The sequence below is a fragment of the Phytopseudomonas daroniae genome, assembly GCF_004327285.1.
Classification (GTDB): domain Bacteria; phylum Pseudomonadota; class Gammaproteobacteria; order Pseudomonadales; family Pseudomonadaceae; genus Aquipseudomonas; species Aquipseudomonas daroniae.
Genome location: NZ_QJUI01000005.1, coordinates 18,705 through 39,221 on the forward strand (window position 1 = coordinate 18,705; position 20,517 = coordinate 39,221).

19 protein-coding genes are annotated in these 20,517 nt (G+C 62.4%); 10 read left to right on the forward strand and 9 right to left on the reverse strand.

Going from position 1 to position 20,517, the window contains the following annotated elements:
* Positions 1-33: 33 nt before the first annotated feature.
* Positions 34-1,029, reverse strand: a complete 996-nt coding sequence (locus DNK06_RS06695; protein WP_131179261.1) for a bile acid:sodium symporter family protein — start codon at positions 1,027-1,029, stop codon at positions 34-36.
* Positions 1,030-1,127: 98 nt separating this feature from the next.
* Between DNK06_RS06695 and DNK06_RS06700 the strand changes: the two genes are divergently transcribed.
* The gene (locus DNK06_RS06700; protein ID WP_131179262.1) at positions 1,128-1,919 is read left to right on the forward strand and encodes an AraC family transcriptional regulator; all 792 of its coding nucleotides are present in this window, start codon (positions 1,128-1,130) and stop codon (positions 1,917-1,919) included.
* A 1-nt stretch (position 1,920) separates the two neighbouring features.
* Here DNK06_RS06700 and DNK06_RS06705 read toward each other — a convergent pair whose 3' ends face one another.
* From DNK06_RS06705 to DNK06_RS06720, 4 genes are all read right to left on the reverse strand, one after another.
* Positions 1,921-2,700, reverse strand: coding sequence for a DUF1835 domain-containing protein (locus DNK06_RS06705; RefSeq protein ID WP_131179263.1), 780 nt, complete (start codon positions 2,698-2,700; stop codon positions 1,921-1,923).
* 22 nt (positions 2,701-2,722) lie between these two features.
* Positions 2,723-3,796: a hypothetical protein gene (locus DNK06_RS06710; protein WP_131179264.1), complete on the reverse strand. Its 1,074-nt coding sequence runs from the start codon at positions 3,794-3,796 to the stop codon at positions 2,723-2,725.
* A 102-nt stretch (positions 3,797-3,898) separates the two neighbouring features.
* Complete coding sequence (locus DNK06_RS06715) at positions 3,899-5,317, reverse strand: FAD-binding oxidoreductase (RefSeq protein ID WP_131179265.1); 1,419 nt, start codon at positions 5,315-5,317, stop codon at positions 3,899-3,901.
* A 25-nt stretch (positions 5,318-5,342) separates the two neighbouring features.
* Positions 5,343-6,692, reverse strand: a complete 1,350-nt coding sequence (locus tag DNK06_RS06720) for an MFS transporter (protein WP_131179266.1) — start codon at positions 6,690-6,692, stop codon at positions 5,343-5,345.
* Positions 6,693-7,449: 757 nt separating this feature from the next.
* Between DNK06_RS06720 and DNK06_RS06725 the strand changes: the two genes are divergently transcribed.
* The 3 genes from DNK06_RS06725 to DNK06_RS06735 all read left to right on the forward strand — a co-directional run bounded on the left by DNK06_RS06725 (position 7,450) and on the right by DNK06_RS06735 (position 10,551).
* Positions 7,450-8,427, forward strand: coding sequence for a tripartite tricarboxylate transporter substrate binding protein (locus tag DNK06_RS06725; RefSeq protein ID WP_131179267.1), 978 nt, complete (start codon positions 7,450-7,452; stop codon positions 8,425-8,427).
* Between the two features lie 66 nt (positions 8,428-8,493).
* Complete coding sequence (locus tag DNK06_RS06730) at positions 8,494-9,021, forward strand: tripartite tricarboxylate transporter TctB family protein (protein WP_131179268.1); 528 nt, start codon at positions 8,494-8,496, stop codon at positions 9,019-9,021.
* Between the two features lie 9 nt (positions 9,022-9,030).
* Positions 9,031-10,551 carry a tripartite tricarboxylate transporter permease gene (locus DNK06_RS06735; protein ID WP_131179269.1) on the forward strand — a complete coding sequence of 507 codons (1,521 nt, stop codon included), beginning with the start codon at positions 9,031-9,033 and terminating at the stop codon, positions 10,549-10,551.
* A gap of 395 nt (positions 10,552-10,946) precedes the next feature.
* Here DNK06_RS06735 and DNK06_RS06740 read toward each other — a convergent pair whose 3' ends face one another.
* Positions 10,947-11,222, reverse strand: a complete 276-nt coding sequence (locus tag DNK06_RS06740; RefSeq protein ID WP_131179270.1) for a YheV family putative zinc ribbon protein — start codon at positions 11,220-11,222, stop codon at positions 10,947-10,949.
* Positions 11,219-13,267, reverse strand: coding sequence for an oligopeptidase A (prlC, locus tag DNK06_RS06745; protein ID WP_131179271.1), 2,049 nt, complete (start codon positions 13,265-13,267; stop codon positions 11,219-11,221). Before prlC ends, DNK06_RS06740 begins: the two co-directional genes overlap by 4 nt.
* Positions 13,268-13,367: 100 nt before the next feature.
* Here prlC and DNK06_RS06750 point away from each other — a divergent pair, with 100 nt between their 5' ends.
* From DNK06_RS06750 to DNK06_RS06765, 4 genes are all read left to right on the forward strand, one after another.
* On the forward strand, positions 13,368-13,910 hold the full coding sequence (locus tag DNK06_RS06750; protein ID WP_131179272.1) for a gamma carbonic anhydrase family protein: 543 nt from the start codon (positions 13,368-13,370) through the stop codon (positions 13,908-13,910).
* A gap of 90 nt (positions 13,911-14,000) precedes the next feature.
* Entirely contained in the window at positions 14,001-14,471 is a 471-nt protein-coding gene (parS, locus tag DNK06_RS06755) for a type II RES/Xre toxin-antitoxin system antitoxin (protein WP_131179273.1), read from the forward strand.
* Positions 14,471-14,932, forward strand: a complete 462-nt coding sequence (locus tag DNK06_RS06760; RefSeq protein ID WP_131179274.1) for an RES family NAD+ phosphorylase — start codon at positions 14,471-14,473, stop codon at positions 14,930-14,932. The genes parS and DNK06_RS06760 overlap by 1 nt, the downstream gene beginning before the upstream one ends.
* Before the next feature lie 25 nt (positions 14,933-14,957).
* On the forward strand, positions 14,958-15,446 hold the full coding sequence (locus tag DNK06_RS06765; protein ID WP_131179275.1) for a GNAT family N-acetyltransferase: 489 nt from the start codon (positions 14,958-14,960) through the stop codon (positions 15,444-15,446).
* A gap of 191 nt (positions 15,447-15,637) precedes the next feature.
* Here DNK06_RS06765 and solA read toward each other — a convergent pair whose 3' ends face one another.
* Both solA and DNK06_RS06775 read right to left on the reverse strand, forming a co-directional pair.
* Positions 15,638-16,825: an N-methyl-L-tryptophan oxidase gene (solA, locus tag DNK06_RS06770; protein WP_131179276.1), complete on the reverse strand. Its 1,188-nt coding sequence runs from the start codon at positions 16,823-16,825 to the stop codon at positions 15,638-15,640.
* Positions 16,826-16,835: 10 nt separating this feature from the next.
* Positions 16,836-17,498: an HD domain-containing protein gene (locus tag DNK06_RS06775; protein ID WP_131179277.1), complete on the reverse strand. Its 663-nt coding sequence runs from the start codon at positions 17,496-17,498 to the stop codon at positions 16,836-16,838.
* 292 nt (positions 17,499-17,790) lie between these two features.
* Between DNK06_RS06775 and DNK06_RS06780 the strand changes: the two genes are divergently transcribed.
* Positions 17,791-20,016: a type VI secretion system Vgr family protein gene (locus DNK06_RS06780; RefSeq protein ID WP_131179278.1), complete on the forward strand. Its 2,226-nt coding sequence runs from the start codon at positions 17,791-17,793 to the stop codon at positions 20,014-20,016.
* Between the two features lie 29 nt (positions 20,017-20,045).
* Positions 20,046-20,507, forward strand: a complete 462-nt coding sequence (locus DNK06_RS06785) for a DUF6484 domain-containing protein (RefSeq protein WP_131179279.1) — start codon at positions 20,046-20,048, stop codon at positions 20,505-20,507.
* Positions 20,508-20,517 lie beyond the last annotated feature (10 nt).

A 20,517-nucleotide genomic window follows, 5' to 3' on the forward strand; every position in this document is an offset into this window, starting at 1 on the left:
CACCCTACGGATCGGACGGCGCACGCATGGCCGTCACACCTTGGCTTGCAAACCCTCGTCCACGGATTCCGGACGCTTGGCATAGCGCTGAGCAAGCACCGCGCAGACCATCAGCTGGATCTGGTGGAACAGCATCATCGGCAGGATCATCAGGCCGATGCTGCTGCCGGCGAACAGCACCTGGGCCATCGGCACGCCAGTCGCCAGGCTCTTTTTCGAGCCGCAAAACAGAATGGTGATACGGTCTTCCACGTTGAAGCCGCACCATTTGCCCAGCAGCGCGGTGATACCCAGCGCCAGGGCCAGCAGCAGGCAGCAGGCGAACACCAGTGCCGCCAAGGTCGGCCAGGACACCTGATTCCACAGGCCTTCGACCACCGCCGCACTGAAGGCGGTGTAGACCACCAGCAGGATCGAACTCTGATCGACGTACTTCAGCCAGTTCTTGTTGCGGCCTACCCAGGCGCCGATCCAGCGCCGGGCGATCTGGCCGGCGATGAAGGGCACCAGCAGTTGCAGGGTGATCTTGCCGATGGCATCCAGGGTCGAGCCACCGTCACCGTGCACATCCATCAGCAACGCCACCAGCAACGGCGTGAGGAAGATGCCGAACAGGCTGGAGGCCGCCGCGCTGCAGATCGCCGCGGGAATGTTGCCGCGTGCCAGGGAGGTGAAGGCGATGGCCGACTGCACCGTAGCCGGCAAGGCGCACAGGTAGAGCATGCCGAGGTACAGCTCGGTGCCGATCATTGGCGACAGCAACGGCTTGAGCGCCAGCCCCAGCAGAGGGAAGAGAATGAAGGTGCAGCTGAACACCAGCAGGTGCAGACGCCAGTGGCCGGCACCGGCAACGATGGCCTCACGCGACAGCTTGGCGCCGTGCAGGAAGAACAACAGGGCGATGGCCAGGTTGGTAATCCAGCCGAAGGCCACCGCCGCATCGCCGCTGACGGGCAGGAAGGTGGCGGTGGCGACGACGGCGATCAGGGTCAGCGTGAAGTTGTCGGGCAGCAGACGGGAGCGGGCCATGGGCAGAATTCCGAGCAGACGAAGGCAGGCAGTTGCCATAGAAAGGCGCCCACTCTACCCTGAGCCTTCATTGCCGACTAACGCCATAAAGCCAGATCATGTCGCCTAACGGACACAACGCGATTGCCGAACGCAGTATTCCCCAGTTGCAGCGCCTGCCGCGGCCGCTGTACGCGCGTAATGAATCCCTGCCCCGGCAGACCGGCACGCCGCGTCATAATCACCCGTGGGTGCAGCTGACCTACGCCATCCAGGGCGTGCTGCATGTGCGCACCGCGGTCGGCAGCTTCGTCGCGCCCCCGCAGCGGGCCATCTGGATTCCCGCGGGCCTGGAACACGAGGTGCTGAGCTCGCCGAATACCGAAATGCGCAGCCTCTACCTGGACGACAACCGTGTCGATCCATTGCCCGGCAGTTGCCGCGTGCTCGGTGTGGATGCCCTGACCCGCGAACTGATCCGCAGCTTCTGCGAACTGCCGGTGGAATACGATGAAACGGGCCCGGACGGCCGGCTCGCACAGGTACTGCTCGACCGCCTGCGGGCGGCGCCCGAAGTGCATCTGTCGCTGCCACTGCCGAGCGATGCACGCCTGCGCACGCTGTGCAGTCGTCTGCAGAAAAGACCGGACGATGATCGCTCGCTGGCGGCCTGGGGCGAAAGCCTGGGCGTGTCGGAAAAGACCCTGAGCCGCCTGTTCCTGCGTGACACCGGCCTGACCTTCCGCGCCTGGCGCCAACGCCTGCGTCTGCTCGGTGCGCTGACGCCGCTGGAACAGGGCCAGCGCGTCACCGACGTAGCGCTGCTCTGCGGCTACGACTCCACCTCGGCCTTCATCGCCGCGTTTCGCCAGCAGTTCGGTGCCACGCCGGGAGAGTTCTTTCGCGGCTGAGTCAGGAGCCGCGACGGGCCAGCATCGACGAATAGCCGTGCTCACCCGACTCGCCGCTGAGCACCAGTTGCCCCGCTGCAGCCAACTCGCGGGCACGCCAGAACAGGAAGTAATCGCTGGCGAAGAAACCGTCGTTACGCGCCATCACCTCGGCCATGACGCGCGCCAGCGGTTGCGGCTCCGCTCGGGCGTGACGCACCAGGGCGGCGTCGACGGCCTGGTAATCCTCAGCCGCAAAATTTCCCGCCTGCCAACGATGAATCAGGCCGCCATCTACCGCCGCTGCGCACCACTGTGCTGCCAGCGCTGCACGACGTTCTGAATCGACCGGGCGAGGCTTGGCCAGTGCGAACAGTGCCTGCGGTGCGTGCATGGCGACCGCCTTGCGGCTCTGTACCCAGCTGTTGCCGGTGCCACAGGACACCTCGAGCAACAGTACATCACTGCTCTCCAGCGCATGTGCCACCCGGGCCAGCAGCAGCTGTTCGCTGGCACTGTCGCCATGCCAGACGGTGACGGGACGCCCCTGCTGGGTAAGGCCGGCGATCCACTGCGCATCGGCGGGCAGCTCTGCAGCGAAATCCGGAACCGGCGTTACGCCCTCAGGCCACACAGCGCTCCAGAACGCCACGCGCTCCGCACAGGGTGGTGCGTCGACATCGCCCAGCGGGCCGACCGCCAGGTCGTCACGCATTACCCGCAGTCCTTCATCGGCAGCCTGCTGCCCGATCACATGGGTCACACCCGCTACCGCATTGTCGCCACATACCAGATGCCACATAGGTTCTCCTTGTCGACCGAGGTCACGGGGTGAGCTGGACATCCAGCGCCGGCTTGCCGCCCTGCTGCCAGGTGCCTTTCAGGCTGCCATCAGCCTGGAACTCGAGCTCGAAGCGGGCCGGTGGCTCGCTGTTTTCGTAGAGGGTGACGAAGTCCTGCTGATGCTCGCCACCAAGCTCGATGCGCTTGGCATGCTTGTCGTAGAAGTAGCTCGCGGACAGGCGGTGACCGGCAGACAGATACTCGAGCACCAGGGTGATCGGGTAGCGCCCAAGGGTGCCGTGATAAACACCTTGCGCGGAAGTATTGGCCGGTAGCGCACAGTCGCCGCGCTGCTCCAGCAACAGGCAGCGTCCGTAGGGGCTTAGATCATCGTTCAGGGCCCTGTAGCTGAAGCTGTTGGGAAATTCGCCAAGGTCATCGAGGGCACGACTGGCGTGGTTGGCGCAGCTCTCGGCAATCAGAGTCAGCCTATCGTTGCCTAACTGCACTCGGTCATAGCCGAGGCCGGTATCGCGGCGCGTATCCAGACAGTAGGAATACATGTTGCGCTGCCCTTCCAGCCATTGCTCGTCTTCACTCAGACTTTCGGGTTCACCAGGTTTGCTTGGCGGCAGCGCCTTGAGGAAGTCCTCCATGCGTTTGGCCCGCAGGCCTTGCACCTCACTTTGCAAACGCAGCAGCCCTTCCGGTGTTAGCAGTTGCGGCAACCCGATGGGGCGGCCGCTGGCCAGGTCGAAGTTGTAACTGCGCGAGCTCTGACTGGTGTAGGCGCCCGTAGACTCACCGTCGATGCTCAGGGACAGATAGCCCGGCCCCTGACCAAGAACCTGATAATCGAGGCTATTCACACCCCAGATTTCGCCCTCCTTGGGCTGTACGTTCTCGAACGGCGACTTGGCGAAGCGCCCGGGAAGCGCCTGCAACTCAAGGGCATGCAGAAAGGTGTTGATGCGCCCGATGGCGGGGCTATCGCCAACCAGCAGCGGAAAGCGATAGGTTTCCCAGTCGCTGCGTTTTGCCGTGAGGTCATCGATACGCACATCGGCCAGCGCAGGTACGGCGATGGCAAGCAGAGGCAGCAGCAGGAGGCGCACGAGAAACGTCCTTATTCATGTCCCAGAAGGTCGGCCAGTATCCTTCAGCACAATGGCGAACTCTAGGGCTCGTTGACGCTCCAGCACGAGCCAATCATAGAATCAGAGCAGCTTGCCCGGATTCATCAGCCCTGCGGGATCCAGCGCCTGCTTGAGGGTGCGCATCAGTTCCAGTTCCAGCGGATGCTTGTAATGACGCGCAGCCTCACGCTTGGCCTGGCCCAGCCCGTGCTCGGCGCTGATGCTGCCGGCGAAGTCGCGGGTAACCCCGTAAATGACGTGCATGATCGCCTCGGCCTGGGCCTTGAAAAGCACATCATCGCTGCCCGGCGGTTTGCTGATGTTGTAGTGCAGGTTGCCGTCGCCAACGTGGCCATAGGCAACGATGCGCACGCCCGAAAACGCCTCCTGCAGCTTGCGGTCAGCGGCCTCGATAAAGGCCGGAATGCTGCTGACCGGGACGCTGATGTCATGCTTGAGGCTCGGCCCTTCATGGTTCTGCGCTTCAGAAATACCTTCGCGCATCTTCCATAGTGCCGCAACCTGGGCTTCGCTGCCAGCCACCACGGCGTCCAGTGCCTCGCCCTGTTCGAGCGCTTCGCCCAAACCGCTTTCCAGCATCTCGGCCAGCGACGCATCGACCAGGGTGTCGCTCAGCTCGATCAGCACATACCAGGGATGAACCTCGGTGAATGGGTCGTTGCACCCAGCCACATGCCGCAGGACGAACTCCACGCTCTGCCGCGACATCAGTTCGAAGCCGGTCAGGCGATCACCGCACAGGGCGCGCATGCGCCCGATCAGATCGACAGCCGCCTGCGGGCTCGGCAGTGCGACCCAGGCGGTGGTGCGGCTGCGCACGGCGGGATACAGCTTGAGCACGGCCGCCGTGATGATCCCCAGCGTGCCCTCGGAGCCGATGAACAGGTGCTTGAGGTCGTAGCCGGTATTGTCCTTGCGCAGGCCACGCAAGCCATCCCAGATTCGCCCATCGGGCAGCACCACTTCGAGGCCCAGGGTCAGGTCGCGCATATTGCCGTAGCGCAAAACCGCCGTACCACCGGCATTGGTGGCCAGATTGCCACCAATGGTGCAACTGCCCTCGGCACCCAGCGAAAGCGGGAACAGCCGGCCCACTTGCGCAGCGGCTTCCTGCAGGTGTTGCAGGATCACGCCCGCTTCGACGGTGATGGTCTCGTTGGCCGGATCGACCTGACGAATCCGGGTCATCCGGGTCAGCGACAGCACCACCTGGCAACCCGAGTCGTCGGGAATGGAGCCGCCGCACAAACCGGTATTGCCACCCTGGGGCACCAGGGTCACCCCGGCTTCGCCACACAACCGTACGACCGCCGCCACTTCATCGGTGGAGGCGGGACGAACGACCAGTGCCGCTTTGCCACGATAAGCATTACGCCAGTCGCTGAGATAGCTCTGCATGCGCTCGTCATCACGGATCAGGCCGGCTTCGCCGACGACCTGCTCAAGCGACTGCAGCAGCACAGGATTCAGATTGCTCATGGACATTGCTCTCCTCGGAAATTCGTCAGCGCGACTTCGGTGCCTCGGCTACGGCGCTATCCACCGGCTCGTCGTCCAGTTCGATGCGCTGGATCCGGCCGACCAGAAACAGATAACAGAACGCCGCCAGCAAGGCATTAACCGCCACATAGGTCAGTGCCAGATCGAAAGAACCGGTACGGCTCACCAGGTAGCCGACCACGATTGGCGTGGTGATCGCCGCCAGGTTGCCGAAGGTATTGAACAGCCCACCGGAGAGGCCGATGATCTGCCGCGGCGAGGTATCGGCGACCAGCGTCCAGCCCAGGGTTCCGAACCCCTTGCCGAAGAACGCCAGAGCCATCAGCGCCAGCACGGCCGTATCGGTGTCGGCGTAGATACAGAGCACCATGCTGGACGACAGCGCCATACCGGAAACAATCGGCAACTTGCGCGCCAGTGTCAGGGAGTGGCCACGACGTAGCAGGCCGTCGGATAGCAGACCGCCGCACAGGCTGCCGACGAAACCACTGATCGCCGGCAGCGCCGCGGCGAAACCCGCGCCTATCAGGGTCATGCCGCGCACCTGGATCAGATAGACCGGAAACCAGGTCAGGAAAAAGTAGGTCGTTGCATTACTGAAGAACTGTCCGGCATAGATGCCCAGCAAGGTGCGCTGACTCAACAGCAGCCAGAGATAACCGCGCTGCGAGCGCCCGCTGCGGTTCTGCAGCGGGTGCAGGTCGATCAGCCCGCCGCCCGTCTCTATGTGGGCGAACTCCGCGGCACTGATTCCGGGATGGTCGCGCGGGCCATGGATGATCCTGAGCCACAAGACGCACAACAGCAGACCGAAACAGCCGAGCACGATGAATACGTACTGCCAGCCCATAGCCTGTACCACCCAGCCCATCAGCGGGGCGAACAGCGCGGTCGAGCAATACTGTGCGGAGGCGGAAACGGCCGTGGCGGTGGCACGCTCAGCGGTCGGGAACCAGGCCGCGATGATGCGTGCATTGCCGGGAAAACAGGGCGCCGCGGCGAGCCCCACCGCCAGCCGCAGAAGGAACAGCGTGGCGATTGTCCAGGCCAGCGGCAAGAAACCGACGAAGGCCTGCGACAGGGTCAGCAGCGACCAGGCGAACAGGGCGATGGCATAGACACGCTTGACATCGAAACGGTCGAATAGCCAGCCGCCAGGGATCTGTGCCACCACGTAGGCCCAGCCGAAAGCCGAGAAGATATAGCCCAGGGTCACTGCACCGATCCCCAGCTCCGCTTGCAGGGCCGCACCGGCAATCGACAGGCTGGAGCGGTCGGCGAAGGTCACCGAAGTGACGAGAAACAACATCAGCAAGATGCTATAGCGCACCCGACTCGCTCTGGCTGTTGGCATCTGGCTGATCATCCAATGATTTCGAAATCACACCGGCACACAATGCTCCGGTGACGAATCAGGCCGACATCGAGGACGGCGCGCTTGGCTGAATGGACGGGGAACCTAAAAGCGCACAGATGAATATGTGCTGGGTGGCAGAAAGAATCATCAATCAAGTGCCTCAGTGTTTTTATAGTGGCAGGGCTGTGTGGCGAAACACGGCCTGTGGCGCTTTACATGAGAGGTGCGGGTGCTTTCTGCTTGACATACGTTATCGTACGACAATTGAAAATATTTTACATCCGAGACCAGTTCCTTGAGAGATATTGATTCAACTCAAGAATACCAGGAGCCTCTGTAACGAAAGGTCACAACATCCTGACCGATTGCTGCGTTGACATGCACGGATGAGCTTGATACTAATCTGCAAAGTCATACGACAACGTATGACACAACTAATAACAATAGAGGCAAGGTCATGCCCAAGACCTTAAGCGCCCACCCCGCACACCACGCCTGTGTCGATTCGCTTCGGCACCTCGGTGATCACCCCAATGGCTGGCAGTTTTCGCCATGCGCCTGAGTCCAGTTACCTCGCTGCACTGCCATCGCCAGCGCGACCAGGAATTGCCCGATAACCTGACGCTCCCCCCTCGCCAGGTATCAGTTCGTGCCTGGGCGCTCGCCTGCAGAGCGTCATGGACACGTTGCTTTCCAAGCCGCAAATCATGCGTCAACCAATGCTGACGACCCTCAGTTCAATCCGGAGCCTCCAATGAAAAAAATATTCCGCGCCTCCCTCCTCTCTGCCATGGTCGGCATGGGTGCTATCGGCACCCACTCGGCCGCTATCGCCGATGACGTCAAATGGCCAACCCGCCCCGTCCAGGTGGTGGTGATCGCCAACCCTGGCGGCGACAGCGACTTCAACGCCCGCATGATGGCCAAGTACTTCAACCAGATCACCGGCAAAACCATGGTCGTCACCAACATCGCAGGCGGCGGCGGTACTCTCGCAGCCGAACAGGTGAAAGGTGCAGCAGCCGACGGCAATACCATCCTCTTCACCCACCCGGGCCAACTGATCGTCAATGAAGTGGCCGGCCTGACTGAAGACAGCTACGAGACCTTCGATGTTGCCTGCATCGCTGGTGTCGACAAGAGCGCAATCTTCGCTGCTTCCAAGCAGTCCGGGATCACCAGCATGAAAGACCTGATCGAGAAGGCCAAGGCCAAGCCAGGCAGCATCACCTATGGCACGGAAATGGGCAGTTTTTCCCATATTCAGGGCCTGATGCTGGAAAAGGTTACCGGCACCAAACTGAAGATGGTCGATGGCGGTACCGTGTCTGACCGCGTGGTGGGCATGCTAGGCGGCCGCCTCGATCTGGGTGCGATCAGTTACGGCTCCCTGCAAGACTACATCGACGGTGGTCAGATGCTCGCCTTGGGCCAGCCCAACGACGAACGTAACGAACTGCTGGGCGACATCCCGACGCTCAAGGAGCAGGGTGTGGACATCAGCCTCGACAAACCCTACGTGGTGGCCTTCCCGAAAGGTACCGACCCGGCCATCGTCGAGAAGATGGCTGACATCATGAAACAGATCACCGAGAAGCCGGAATACGCCGAAGACCTGAAGAAATTCAAACAGCCGGTTGCCTACTTCGGTACCGAAGAATCCAAGGCAATCCTGGCCAAGACCCGCGAAGACTTCATGCAGTTCAAGGATCAGTTGCGCCAGGGCAAGTGAGTCATTACGTAGCGCTGGCCCGATAGCTCGGGCGCAGCGCTACGCATTCGTTCTTCGAGGTTTCATATGAGTACCACCACGAAAAAGAAAGAGCTGACCATCGGTATCGCCATGATCGGCGCCAGCCTCGCCTACCTGGTGATGGCCTACCAACTGCCGGGGCATGATGGCGTCGACGCCGGAACCGTTCCGATACTGCTGGCCGGCCTGATGCTTCTGCTGGGTGCGATGCAGCTACTCACTGCACTGGCGCAAAAGCCGCAGGCCCGCACCGAAGCTGCCAGCCAAGGGAGCAGTGATCTGCCGGAGCTGCCCACCGAGGCAGCCCCCAAGGAAATCATCGAACCCAAGACCGTGCTACTGACACTGGGCTTGATGCTGGGCTACATCGCCTTGCTCGGCCCGGTCGGTTTCCCGGTCATGACGGTGATCTATCTGTACCTGCAGTTTCTGGTGCTGACGCCTGTCCGCCAGAAACCCAGACACCTGAGCTACCTGCTGATTTCGGTAATCAGTTCGGCTGCCATCTTCCTGCTGTTCCGCGAGGCCTTCGATCTGATGCTGCCTGCCGGTCTGCTGAACAACTTCCTCTGAGGATCGACCATGCTCGAATTACTCCAGCAAGGCTTTGGTGCGGTCTTTTCACTGAACATCATGCTGCTGATGGCCATCGGCGTGGCGGTCGGTATCGTGTTCGGCGCGGTGCCTGGACTGTCCGCCACCATGGCTGTGGCGCTGTGCCTTCCCCTGACCTTCACCATGGGCCCGCAAGCCGGCCTGTCGCTGCTGGTGGCGCTGTTCATCGGCGCCACATCGGGAGGACTGATTTCAGCGATTCTGCTGAAGATTCCAGGAACCCCATCGTCCATCGCCACGGTTTTCGATGGTGGCCCATTGATGGAACAGGGCCACGGTGCGAAAGCGCTGGGCATCGGTATCGTGTTCTCCTTCCTGGGCACGCTGTTCAGTATTGCCGCACTGATGTTCATCGCTCCGCAACTGGCCAAGGTGGCCCTGAGCTTCGGCCCTCACGAATACTTCGCCATTGCCATATTCTCACTGACCCTGATCGCTACGCTGTCAGCTGGCTCGATGGTCAAGGGGCTGTTCGCTGGTGCCTTGGGTTTTGCAGCCGCCACCGTAGGCATCGCCCCGGTGGAAGCCATCCGTCGCTTCACCTTCGGTTTCAGCGAGCTGAATGGTGGCTTCTCCATGCTCACGGTGATGATCGGCATGTTCGCCGTAGCCGAGATCATCAAGCTTGCCGAAACGGGTCGCCATGCGGTGCAAGGCAAGGCCAAGTCGGTCAGCATGAAGAACATCAAGGGCTTTGGGTTCTCGCTCAAGGAGTTCCGCGAACAATTGCCGAACGCTGGCCGCTCCGGCCTGATCGGCCTGGGTATCGGTATCCTGCCAGGTATCGGCGCGGGCACCTCGAACCTGGTGGCCTATATCATCGCCAAGAAACGCGCCAAGGACGGGCATACCTACGGCAAGGGCAACATCGGTGGCGTGGTCGCCAGTGAAACCGCCAACAATGCCGGTATCGGTGGCGCGATGATGCCGCTGATGACGCTGGGCATTCCCGGTGACACCGTCACCGCGATCATGCTCGGCGGCTTCCTGATCCACGGCATCCAGCCCGGCCCCCTGCTGTTCATCAGCCAGGGGCCGCTGGTGTACACCATATTCGCCGCGCTGATCGTCGCCACCTTCATGATGCTGTTCATGGAGTTCTACGGCCTGCGCCTGTTCGTCAAGCTGCTCGACGTGCCCAAGCACATCCTGCTGCCGATCATACTGGTGCTGTGCGTAGTGGGTGCCTTCGGTCTTTCCAGCCGCCTGTTCGACGTCTGGTCGATTCTGCTGTTCGGCCTGCTCGGTTTCGCCTTCGTCAAGGCCGGCCTGCCAGCGGCACCGTTCATCATCGGCTTCATCCTCGGGCCGATGGCGGAGACCAATCTGCGTCGTGGCCTGATGCTGTCGGACGGCAACTTCATGGACTTCTTCACCAACCCCATCTCCGGCACCTTCCTGGGCATCGCCCTGATGTTCATCCTCTGGCAGGTGTACAGCGCAATGCGTCCGAAACCGAGCGCGATCAACGAAATTCTGCGTACCTGATCGCGCCACCTGCGAACAAAAACGCCGCTCCAGTTGGAGCGGCGTTTTGCATTGCGGGGCACTAGTGTCGCGACAACGATCCTATGTCGGCCAGGGTGGTCGATGTGCCCGAGGCGGCGAACGGGGTATCGTAATGTGGGATGGTAGCCATAAGGCGCAAGCGGCCTGTCGATGATCCGCATTAAACGAAGGATCGGCCCCGGATTACGCCTGCGGCTAATCCAGGCTACATTCGGGGCACGGCACCCGGTAGGTTGGATTAGCCCGTAGGATGGGTGAAACCCATCGGCAATTGATGGGTTTCACCCATCCTACGGGCTCAGCCTGATCGCTCGGATACGACATTTGATGTGTGACGCTACAAGCCGCGTTGTTGAAACGTCAACAGACCCTGGTCAGTCGTCGCTTTTCTTCAACTTCGGATTGGGGAAGAACTGCACGGCCTTGACCTTGGGATCGGCAGCCTTGGGCTTCAGGGCACTGACGTTGACGCGGGTCGGCAGCTCCCTGGCCACCGAGTTGCCGCGCTCGTCCAGGGTGTCGGCATAACCGCACTGCACGCACTCGCGATGCGGCACGCCATCGACGTTCCACATCTTGATGCTGTCCATTTCGCTGCACGCCGGGCACACGGCCCCGGCGATAAAGCGTTTCGGCGTGACCTCGCTCATGCCGCCTCCGTACTCAGGCCCAGGTGGCGCAGCAGGGCATCGATGCTCGGCTCGCGGCCGCGGAAGTCGACGAACAGCACCATCGGCGCCTGGGAGCCGCCACGGGCCAGGATCGCCTCGCGGAAGGCGCGACCGGTCTGCGGGTTGAGCACGCCCTCTTCCTCGAACTTCGAGAAGGCATCGGCGGACAGCACTTCGGCCCACTTGTAGCTGTAGTAACCCGCGGCGTAACCGCCGGCGAAGATGTGCGCGAAGCTGTTGGGGAAACGGTTGTAGGCCGGCGGACGCATCACCGAGACCTCGTCGCGAATGCCTTCGAGCACCTCCAGCACGCTGCGACCGTCACCGTGGCTGGCGTGCAGTTCGAAGTCGAACAGCGAGAACTCCAGCTGGCGCACCATCATCAGCCCGGACTGAAAGTTCTTCGCGGCCAGCATCTTGTCGAGCAGATCCTGGGGCAGCGGCTCGCCGGTCTCATAGTGGCCGGAGATCAGCGCCAGGCCCTCGGGCTCCCAGCACCAGTTTTCCATGAACTGGCTGGGCAACTCCACGGCATCCCAGGCCACGCCGTTGATCCCGGAAACACCAACGTGCTCGACCCGGGTCAGCAGGTGATGCAGGCCGTGGCCGAATTCGTGGAACAGGGTGGTGACTTCATCGTGGGTCAGCAGCGCCGGCTTGCCGGTCGAAGCAGGGGTGAAATTGCACACCAGGTTGGCCACCGGGCTGACCAGTTCGCCACCGGCGGCGCGGCGCTTGTCGCGGGCACCATCCATCCAGGCACCGCCGCGCTTGTTGGCGCGGGCGTAGAGGTCGAAGAAGAAGCGCCCGACGTGCTGGCCGTTCTCCTCGATCTCGAACAGGCGCACGTCCGGGTGCCAGCTGTCGAAGCCGGAGAGCTCCTTGATCTGGATGCCGTAGAGCTTCTCGACGATGGCGAACAGGCCGCCGAGCACCTTGTCGATGGGGAAGTAGGCGCGGAGAATTTCCTGGGAAATGCTGTAGCGCTGCTCACGCAGTTTTTCGCTGTAGTAGCCCACGTCCCAGCTCTGCAGGTCGTTGCAGCCACGCTCGGCGGCATAGGCCTTGAGCTCGGCCAGATCCTGCTCGGCGAAGGGCTTGCTGCGCACCGCCAGGTCACGCAGGAAGCTCAGCACCTGCTCGGTGGACTCGGCCATCTTGCTGGCCAGGCTGAGTTCGGAATAGTTGGCAAAACCGAGCAGGCGCGCCAGCTCCTGACGCAGATCGAGAATCTCGGCCATCACCGGGCCGTTGTCGTTCTGCCCGGCGTTCGGGCCCTGATCCGAGGCGCGGGTGCAGTAGGCGGCGTACAGCTCTTCGCGCAGGGCGCGGTTGTCGGCGTAGGTCATTACCGCGTAGTAGCTGGGAAATTCCAGGGTGATCAGCCAGCCTTCCAGCCCCTTGGCCTCGGCCGCCTGTTTCATTTGCGCCTTGGCCGAATCGGTGATGCCGGCCAGCAGGCTTTCGTCCTCGACGTGCTTCGTCCAGGCCTGGGTGGCGTCCAGCAACTGGTTGGAAAAGCGGCTACCGAGCTCGGAGAGCTTCATCTGGATCTCGCCGTAGCGCTTCTGCTGCTCGGCCGGCAGGTCGATGCCGGACAGACGGAAATCACGCAGGGCATGCTCGAGAATGGTCTTCTGCGCCACGTCGAAACCGGCCGCTTCCGGGCTGGCGGCCAGCGCTTCGTAGGCCTGGAACAGGGCACGATTCTGACCCATTTCAGTCCAGTATTCAGACAGCTTCGGCAGACAGGCCTCGTAGGCAGCGCGCAGCTCGGCGCTGTTGCACACGGCATTCAGGTGGCTGACCGGGCTCCAGGCGCGGCCCAGTTTCGAACCCTGCTCGTCGAGCGGGTCGATCAGCGATTCCCAGCGCGGCGCATCGCCCTGGCTGGCCAGCAGCTCGGCCACCGCGTCGCGGCTTTCGGCGAGGATGGCATCCACCGCCGGCTCTACATGTTCAGGAAGGATGGTCGAATACGGCGGCAGGTCGAAGGATTGCAGCAGGGGATTGTTCGCACTCACGTCGGGTACCTGTGGTGGAATGAATAAGAGGGCTTATTGGCCCGATATGGCGTCCATCTTAATTACAATCAAGGCCTGACGCAGCTTAAGAGGTTCTATCGTGACGATTCGTAGTTATCAGGGCACCAAGCCAAACCTTGCAGATCGAGTATTCGTCGACGCCTCGGCGGTGGTCATCGGCGATGTCGAAATCGGTGAAGACAGCTCGGTGTGGCCGCTGACCGTGATCCGCGGCGACATGCACCGCATCCGCATCGGCAAGCGCACCAGCGTGCAGGACGGCAGCGTGCTGCACATCACCCACGCCGGCCCGTTCAACCCGGACGGTTTCCCGCTGATCATCGGCGACGAGGTGACCATCGGCCACAAGGTCATGCTGCACGGCTGCACCCTGGGCAGCCGCATCCTGGTCGGCATGGGCAGCACGGTGATGGATGGCGCCGTGGTCGAGGACGAGGTGATCATCGGCGCCGGCAGCCTGGTGCCGCCGGGCAAAGTGCTGGAGAGCGGTTACCTGTACGTCGGCAGCCCGGTGAAGCAGGCGCGACCACTGACCGACAAGGAGCGCAATTTCTTCAGCTACACCGCCGGCAACTACGTGAAGCTCAAGGATCAGCACCTGGCGGAGGGTTTCGACCGCTGATCAAAGACTCTCTGGCAAGCGGTGCATCTATCGCCTCGAAGGTGTAACCTTCATTTGACGTAAAATAAATACCAAATGACGGAGGTCGCCATGGGCATCACCGTAGTGAGCCAGAACAGACGCAAGAAGGATGACGATCATCCGATCGCTGCTGCCTTCTGGGATTTCAGCGCAGGCCGAGACAACCTCAATGAAGCCGAACGGTTGCAGCAGATCAGAACGGGGTTCACGGCTGATCTGGCCCAGGCCGTGAAAGCCGCCTTTGTGCTCCCCGAAGGCAGCCTGGAGAGATTGCTCAACGCCTCCACTTCGACGCTGGAGCGGCGGCGGCGCGAACACAAGAACCTCGATCCGGTTGCCTCCGAGCGCCTGGATCGGATCGCCACGGTTTGCCAACTGGCCGAAGAGGTTTTCGAGAGCCGGCAGGAGGCCGCCAACTGGATGTCCCGGCCCAACGGGGCACTGGGCGGTCAGGTGCCGGTCATGCTCTGCGAAACGGAAATCGGCGCCAGGCAGGTTCGCCGTGTACTCAATGCCCTCGACTGGGGTGGCGCGGCCTGATGCGGGCCTGGCGTGTGGCCAAGGCCAAGCGAGCCAGGGATCTTTCCGGCATCGGTGCGGCGCTCGAAGGCGGGCGCTGGAACGAGCAGGATGTGCCTGCGGTATATATGGGACTCTCCCCGGCGATATGCTGCCTGGAAACCTTCGTGCATGCCGAAGGGCCACCGGCGATGCCGATGAAGATCACCTGCTTCGAATTGCCGGATGATCCCGAACTCTACTGGGAACCCGACACGGGCGAGCTCCCCAGAGGCTGGAACGCCTTGCCGGTAGACCGCCCGAGCATGGAGTTCGGCACTGGCTGGCTACGCTCTGCAAGCCACCTGGGCCTGATCGTGCCGTCTGCGGTACTGCCGCTGGAACGCAACCTGGTGATCAACCCGCAGCATCCGGCCGTCAGCCAGATCAGCATCGTCGACATCTACGACTTCACCTACGACCCGCGCATGTTCAAGGCGTGAGTCGCTGTATTTCCCAGGAGAGCACGTGAATATCCGTCCTATTACCGAAGCCGACTTCGAGCAGGTCTGGCCGATCATCCGTGACGTCGTCCAGGGCCAGGAAACCTATGCCTACGATCCGGCCATGGATCGCGACACCGCCTGGAAACTCTGGGTCGAACTGCCCCGCGCCACCTTCGTGGCCGAGGAAGACGGACAGATTCTCGGCAGCTACTACATCAAGGCCAACGCCGCCGGGCCCGGCGACCACGTCTGCAACTGCGGCTACATGACCGCCGCAGTTGCCCGTGGCAAGGGCGTGGCCAGCGCCCTGTGCGCACATTCCCTACAGATCGGTCGCGAACTGGGCTTTCAGGCGATGCAGTTCAATTCCGTGGTGGCCAGCAATACGGTCGCCGTGGCGCTATGGCAGAAGCACGGTTTCAGCATCGTCGGCACCCTGCCCCAGGCCTACCGCCATCGCACCCTGGGCCTGGTGGATTGCCATGTGATGTATCGCTGGCTGCACGATTGAAGGAAGCAGGCCAACGCCCACCGGCATATGACGGGGCGGGTCTTATCGACAAAGCGCCTCTTCTGCATCGAGCCGGGGCGTGCGGACGGTCGTAGGGTGGATCGGGGCGCGTAGCTGACGCTTCACCTACGCGACCCGACCCGTCCACCGCTCCGAAATCGCAATGGTGGACAAAAAGAGCGTTGTCCACCCTACGTCTGCTCCCGCCTGTGGAGGCTAGCCAGCCGTGCCAGGGAGAAGGCCGATAGGTTCACCGCGCCCGCCTCCTGGCAGTGCTGCATGGCCAACGCCTCGCCGATCCCGGCGGAATGCTTGAAACCATGTCCCGAGCAGGCCGACACCAGGGTCACGTTGGCCATCTGCGGATGCGCGTCGATGATGAAGTTGAAGTCCGGGGTGATGGTGTAGGTACAGACCCTGGATTTGAGCACTCGCTTCGAAACACCCAGCAGGCGGCCAGCCACGTGGGCGTCGTACATGGCATCGATATCGGCCTGGCTGACGCTGCGATCGACCGCGTCAGGATCACAGCCGTCGAGGTACTGCTCGGTGGCGATCTTGATGGCATTCTCGCCGGGCAGCGGCGGGAAGCCGTAGCAGCTGTCGGTGTCTGCCGCGCCGTGCAGCAGGATGTACACCGGTGAATCAGGCGCGAAGCGCTCGGGCTCATCCAGCTCGAACCAGAACAGCTGCTGGCGGCATACCTTGAGCAGGCCTTCGAACGGCGCGCCGAGCAGGCGACCGGCCCACATGCCGGCACAGACGATCACCTTGTCCGCTGTCAGCGTGCCGTTGCTCGTCTGCACACGAACACCCTGACCGACCGACTCGATGGCGGTGACCAGCGTGTTCTTGTGCAGGGTCGCACCCAGGCTCTCGGCCAACCTCAGTTGCACCTCGATGGCCAGCTCAGGCCGTACATACCCGGCCCCCGGTTCGTGATAGCCGACAGCCTGTTCACCGAAACCGCCGAACTGTGGAAAACGCGCGCGAATCTGCGCGGCATCCAGCAGGCTGTGCTCGATGCCGAAGCGCTTGGCCAACGCCGCGGTCTCACCGCCGAAGTCCGGCGTGCCATGGCCACGGGTCGGCGCCTGGCTGCTGCTGAGCATCAGCATGCCGCAGGCCTCGAACAACGATTCACCACTCTGCGCCTCCAACTCGCGCCAGATGCGCTGGGCGTTCAGCGCCAGCGGCACATAAGCCGCGCCCTCGCCCACCGCCTGGCGGGTAATGCGCGTATCGCCATGGCTGGAGCCCTGGTCGTGGGGCGGCGCGTAGCGATCCACGCCGGCCACGCGCACGCCGCGCTTGGCCAGTTGATAAAGGGTGGCGGCGCCCATGGCCCCCATGCCGATCACGATGACGTCGTAGTGCATGCGCAGTCCTCTACAGATTCACAAAAGGCTGGGTTTCCTCGCGAAACGCATCGAGGAAAGCGACCATCCGAGCGTGCCGCTGCAGGGCCAGCCGCGCGCCGCAGGCGGTCTGAAAGCCAGAGGCCAGGCCCAGCAGCTTGGTGCGGAAATGATCCAGGGCGAAGCGCTGATCATCCAGCGGACGCTGCAGCGCATCGATGTCATCGGCGTCGTACAAGGCGCTGCCCAGTCGCCCGGACACATGGAAACAGCGCGCCACACCGATCAAACCAATGGCATCCAGGCGATCGGCATCCTGCAGGATGCGTGCCTCGAGGCTGGTCGGCGTGATCGCCGCGGAAAAGCTGTGCGCTTCGATGGCATGGCATGCGGCGGCAATGCGCTCGGCACGCCACCCCAGCCTGGCGAGCACTTCAGCGGCGCGCGCGGCAGAAAGGCGCGAAGCACTGGCGCGCAGCGGCGAATCCTTCTCCACCGCCACACAGTCATGCAACAGCACTGCCGCCAACAACAGCTCCAGGTCACCGCCCTCTTCCTGCTGCAATAAACGGGTGTTAGCCCAGACCCGCATCAGGTGCGACAGGTCATGGGCGCCGTCGTCGACCGAGGGCGAACAGAGAGCCAGCAATTGGCCGGCCAGCTGCGCAAAGGGAGCAAAACGATCCATGGGCATCGGCAAGAGGCAGTGTGCGGAAGCCGCACCTTAGAGCCAGGCGCCGCGCCTCGCAAGCCAGGCGGCGAAGAATGGCCCCTCGCCATCACTGGACAATATCGCACCGCTTGCGACACCTTTGGTGCTTCGCCGACTCGATCAGGCACTGATACTGACGTGCCCACACCAGCCAGAGCGGAAAACAAAACCAAAGAGGCCGGGCCCGCTCGAACGCACATTCCGAACGGCGTCTCAGCAGGTGACTGCATTCCCGGTTATCTTCGGTACAGGACGGCATCGCAGGGATATGGAAATGGCAATCACACAACAGTCGCGCATGGCCAAGGTCAGCAGCCCGCTCGGCGAAAACGCACTGGTGATGGAGCACCTGAGCGGAACCGAGTCCCTCGGTCGCCTTTTCCAATACGAACTGAGCCTGGCGTCCGAAAATTCATCGCTGAAGCTCAGCAATCTGCTCGGCAAGCCAATGGGCCTTGCCGTGCAACTGGCCGATGGCAGTGATCGCTACTTCCACGGCATCGTCGCCCGCTGCAGCCAGACCGCTCATCGCGGCCAGTTCGCCAGTTACCAGGTCAGCCTCAAGCCCTGGCTGTGGCTGCTGTCGCGCACCTCCGACTGCCGTATTTTCCAAAGCAAGACCGTTCCCGAAATCATCAAGCAGGTGTTCCGCGATCTCGGCTTCTCCGATTTCGAAGACGCCCTCACCCGCTCCTATCGGGAATGGGACTACTGCGTGCAGTACCGCGAGACCAGCTTCGACTTCGTCAGCCGGCTGATGGAACAGGAAGGTATCTACTACTACTTCCGCCACGAGCAGGAGCGTCACGTGCTGGTGCTCTGCGATGCCTACGGTGCGCACAGCACCGCGCCGGGCTACGCCAGCGTGCCGTTCTATCCGCTCGAGGATCAGATGCGCGAGCGTGACCATATCCATGACTGGCACCTGGCGCACGAGGTACAGCCCGGCTCCCTGGCGCTCAATGACTATGACTTCCAGCGCCCCAGCGCGCGCCTGGAAGTACGTTCCAGTATCGCCCGCGAGCATAGCAACGCCGACTACCCGCTCTACGATTACCCAGGCGAATACGTGCAGAGCAAGGACGGCGAGCAGTACGCGCGCAATCGTATCGAGGCGATTCAGGCCCAGTACGAGCAAATTCGCCTGAAGGGCAATGCACGCGGACTGGGCAGCGGCCATCTGTTCAGCCTGACCGACTACCCGCGCGACGACCAGAACCGCGAATACCTGATCGTCGACGCCGACTACACCATCACCCAGGATCTGTATGAAAGCGGCCGCGGCGATGAAGTCTTCCAGTTCGACAGCAACCTCACCTGCATCGACGCCGGCCAGGTATTCCGCCCGCTGCCACTGACCGTGCAACCGATCGTGCAGGGACCGCAGACCGCCATGGTGGTCGGCCCCAAGGGTGAGGAAATCTGGACGGATCAGTACGGCCGGGTGAAGGTGCATTTCTATTGGGATCGCCACGACCAATCCAACGAAAACAGCTCGTGCTGGATTCGCGTGTCGCAGAACTGGGCCGGCAAGAACTGGGGTTCGATCCAGATCCCGCGCATCGGCCAGGAAGTCATCGTCAGCTTCCTCGAGGGCGACCCCGACCGGCCGATCATCACCGGCCGCGTCTACAACGCCGAGCAGACCGTGCCCTACGACCTGCCCGCCAACGCCACCCAGAGCGGCACCAAGAGCCGTTCGAGCAAGGGCGGCACGCCGGCCAACTTCAATGAAATCCGCATGGAAGACAAGAAGGGCGAAGAGCAGCTGTTCATCCATGCCGAGAAGAACCAGGATATCGAGGTCGAGAACGACGAGACCCATTGGGTCGGTCACGACCGCAGCAAGACCATCGACAACGATGAGACTGTGCACGTCAAACACGACCGCACCGAAACGGTGGACAACAACGAGACCATTACCATCGGCGTGGATCGCACCGAGCAGGTCGGCAACAACGAATCCGTCACCATTGGCGTGAACCGCACGGAAAAGGTCGGCAGCAACGAGGCCATCAACATTGGTGCCAACCGTACGGAAACCGTCGGTAGCAACGAAACCATCACCATCGGCGCCAACCGCACGGAAAGCGTCGGCAGCAACGAAACCATCAGCATCGGTGCCAACCGCACGGAAAGCGTCGGCAAGGACGAACGCATCACCATCGGTGCCGACCGCACCGAACTGGTAACCGCCAATGAAAGCGTCTTCATCGGTGCCAACCAGACCATGGCCGTGGGCGGCAGCGAATCGCACTACGTACGCGGTGAGCGCAACACGCGCATCGGCAAGGATGACACCCTCCACGTCGGCAAGAACTTCGTACTCAAGGCCGGTGACTCGATCACCCTGCAGACCGGTGCCGCCAGCATCACCATGAAGAAAGACGGCACCATCGTCATCCGCGGCAAGAACATCAGCATCGACGGTTCCGGCGCGATCAACGCCAAGGCGAGCAAGAACATCGTCATGAAAGGCCAGAAAATCCTGCAGAACTGAGCAAGGCCCACGGCCATGGAGCGATAAGCATGACAGTCCAGCATCACACCTCCGCGTCCCCCGCCGCTACTCGCCTCGACGGCGTGGTCATCGGCGTCCTGCTCGACGTGCCGCAGGCGGCCAGCCCGGTGGTGGCCTTCCCCGGCTGCCCATCGGATACCGGCATCGCCGCGACCACCACCACGGCGCTCAGCCGTGAGGATATCGGTGCTCAGGTAGCACTGATGTTCGTGGCGGGCGACCCGAGCCAGCCGCTGGTGATAGGGCGTATCCAGCGCCTGCCGCAAACGCCGGCACCTGTGCCGGCAGCCGTGGCGCACATGGATGGCGAGCGTCTGGAGCTCAGCGCCGAACGCGAGATCGTGCTGCGCTGCGGCAGGGCCAGCATCACCCTGACCCGCGAGGGCAAGGTGCTGATCAAGGGCACTTATCTATCCAGCCGCTCCAGCGGCGTGAACCGCGTCAAGGGCGGTTCGGTGCAGATCAACTGAAGAAGTCCGT

What these genes read in the sequence shown, in the direction of transcription:
- DNK06_RS06780 (WP_131179278.1), top strand. Translation starts at nt 17,791, where the DNA reads ATGGCAATCACACAACAGTCGCGCATGGCCAAGGTCAGCAGCCCGCTC.
- DNK06_RS06785 (WP_131179279.1), top strand. Translation starts at nt 20,046, where the DNA reads ATGACAGTCCAGCATCACACCTCCGCGTCCCCCGCCGCTACTCGCCTC.
- DNK06_RS06730 (WP_131179268.1), top strand. Translation starts at nt 8,494, where the DNA reads ATGAGTACCACCACGAAAAAGAAAGAGCTGACCATCGGTATCGCCATG.
- DNK06_RS06705 (WP_131179263.1), bottom strand. Translation starts at nt 2,700, where the DNA reads ATGTGGCATCTGGTATGTGGCGACAATGCGGTAGCGGGTGTGACCCAT.
- parS (WP_131179273.1), top strand. Translation starts at nt 14,001, where the DNA reads ATGGGCATCACCGTAGTGAGCCAGAACAGACGCAAGAAGGATGACGAT.
- DNK06_RS06725 (WP_131179267.1), top strand. Translation starts at nt 7,450, where the DNA reads ATGAAAAAAATATTCCGCGCCTCCCTCCTCTCTGCCATGGTCGGCATG.
- DNK06_RS06735 (WP_131179269.1), top strand. Translation starts at nt 9,031, where the DNA reads ATGCTCGAATTACTCCAGCAAGGCTTTGGTGCGGTCTTTTCACTGAAC.
- solA (WP_131179276.1), bottom strand. Translation starts at nt 16,825, where the DNA reads ATGCACTACGACGTCATCGTGATCGGCATGGGGGCCATGGGCGCCGCC.
- DNK06_RS06760 (WP_131179274.1), top strand. Translation starts at nt 14,471, where the DNA reads ATGCGGGCCTGGCGTGTGGCCAAGGCCAAGCGAGCCAGGGATCTTTCC.
- DNK06_RS06775 (WP_131179277.1), bottom strand. Translation starts at nt 17,498, where the DNA reads ATGCCCATGGATCGTTTTGCTCCCTTTGCGCAGCTGGCCGGCCAATTG.
- DNK06_RS06700 (WP_131179262.1), top strand. Translation starts at nt 1,128, where the DNA reads ATGTCGCCTAACGGACACAACGCGATTGCCGAACGCAGTATTCCCCAG.
- DNK06_RS06715 (WP_131179265.1), bottom strand. Translation starts at nt 5,317, where the DNA reads ATGAGCAATCTGAATCCTGTGCTGCTGCAGTCGCTTGAGCAGGTCGTC.
- DNK06_RS06740 (WP_131179270.1), bottom strand. Translation starts at nt 11,222, where the DNA reads ATGAGCGAGGTCACGCCGAAACGCTTTATCGCCGGGGCCGTGTGCCCG.
- DNK06_RS06720 (WP_131179266.1), bottom strand. Translation starts at nt 6,692, where the DNA reads ATGCCAACAGCCAGAGCGAGTCGGGTGCGCTATAGCATCTTGCTGATG.
- DNK06_RS06695 (WP_131179261.1), bottom strand. Translation starts at nt 1,029, where the DNA reads ATGGCCCGCTCCCGTCTGCTGCCCGACAACTTCACGCTGACCCTGATC.